This window comes from Psittacicella hinzii, assembly GCF_003585935.1.
GTDB classification, from domain to species: Bacteria; Pseudomonadota; Gammaproteobacteria; order Enterobacterales; family Psittacicellaceae; genus Psittacicella; species Psittacicella hinzii.
In genome coordinates, this window is sequence record NZ_NRJG01000198.1 from 1 (window position 1) to 1,840 (window position 1,840).

At 30.6% G+C, this 1,840-nt stretch carries 1 protein-coding gene; it reads left to right on the plus strand.

Translation table 11 applies throughout. The annotated features are described in order from the left end of the window. The first annotated feature begins 299 nt into the window (after nt 1-299). Nucleotides 300-1,217 carry a class II glutamine amidotransferase gene (locus tag CKF58_RS08095; RefSeq protein ID WP_119532745.1) on the plus strand — a complete coding sequence of 306 codons (918 nt, stop codon included), beginning with the start codon at nt 300-302 and terminating at the stop codon, nt 1,215-1,217. Nucleotides 1,218-1,840: the final 623 nt, after the last annotated feature.

The window sequence follows — 1,840 nt, forward strand, 5'->3', positions numbered from 1 at the left end:
AACTTAAGGTTACAAAATTGATCGCTTAATAAATACAGATTCCTAAAAATAGATCAAACCCTTTTGATTAAAATATGAAAAATAAACAGATAATTGCATTTTGCGAAGGTTGTATGAAGTAGGTTTCTTACCATAATTACAAGCAAGATAAATCTTATGAAACAATTATTTGTTTGTTATTTTATAGACACCAGAAGCAGTAAATGTTAGTATATTTTTTATTGACCTTTAACTGTACCTAAATATCTATTTTAGGAATTCTTAAATAAAGCGAAACGTATAATTTTTTAAAACTATTTATGTGTCAAATTCTTGCTTTAACAGCAAATGCTCCTACAGATATAAGTTTTTCTTTTGAAGGTTTTGTTAATCGTGCAGGGATAACCGATACGAACGTTGACGGAACGGGGATTGCTTTTTTCGAATGCAATAATAGTGTTCGTATTTTAAAAGATGATAAGGCTGCATATAATTCTTACGTACGTAATTTAGTAAGAATTTATCAGATTAAGAGTAAAAATATCATTGCCCATATTCGTCGCGCTTCACAAGGCAAACCTAAATTAGAGAACTGCCACCCTTTTGTTCGTGAATTATGGGGACAAAATTGGGTATTTTGTCATAATGGTCACTTAGAAAGTTTCCCAAATTTAGATCCTCTTCTAAAGACTAAAGTTGTAGGTGATACTGATAGTGAATTATTCTTTACCCATCTTATTGATCAATTACAACATAAGTTTGACCAAAAACCAGATGCTAACACTTTATTTTTAACAGTTTGTGATATAGCTGATAATTATGCTAGTGCTGGTATTCTAAATTTTGTACTTTCTAATGGTGAGTATATGATTGCTCATTGTTCAACCAATCTTTATTGGATTACTCGCTCGGCTAAAGAAGACCATTTAGTAAAACGCATTGACGATGGGGGAGTAATTAATTTAAGTTGCTACGCTAAAGAAGATGATGTGGTAACCATTATTTGTACCATGCCTGTTACGGACGAAAAATGGAACAAAATGAGTAATGGTCAAACCTTACTCTTTAAAAATGGTAACTTAAAACTTTCGTACAACGGTACACCATCTGTTATTAATAAAAAATTCGAACAGCTTACAGGTCTATCGACTATGGTACAAAAACAAATTGACAAAGAACAAGCTGTTTACCGTACCCAAGCTGCAATCGCTGCTCAAGTACAAGTCGATCAAGATTAAACCACACATGAGCAAGCCCCTGTATAACTACAGGGGTGTTTTTACATTTATAAGTTTAACGAACTGCTATTCTACAAATAAATATTAGCAAATTATTGTACATAAAAGCTTACTGTAGAACTTAGGATAAGAACTTAAAGGAAGTGCTAAATAGCTTAAGGTAATAACTTAAAGCAGAAGCTTTAGAATAAAGTTACAAGGCTTAAGCATTTACTAGTTTTTGTCTTATAACCTAGTATATTGCTAAAGTTTACTAGTCTTTTCTTTCGTTTTAGTTCATAAACTTCAATAGTTAGTTGTTTAAAGCTATGATCTTGCCGGTTTTAACCGGAGTTAATCGAAAAGAAGCGTCAAGATGTTGTATAATTTTAACAATGTCAAACTATTAAATTAGATTGATACTTGCTGATTAAGCAACCCAGATTTTCATATATTAAAGTTTAAGTTTATTGCTCTTTTAAAAATTTATCCTTGTATGTTGTTGCTTACTTAACAATAAGTTAAACAAGGGATTCTATGAGCTTTAAACTCTAAATTTACAAAACAAATAAGATTAAAAGTATTTATAGCTCTACTAATAAAAGAAAAACTAAATTTTCTCAATACGTGTGTGTTTATGTGTG

Coding starts and splice junctions, on each gene's coding strand:
- CKF58_RS08095 (WP_119532745.1), top strand. CDS start 300: ATGTGTCAAATTCTTGCTTTAACAGCAAATGCTCCTACAGATATAAGT.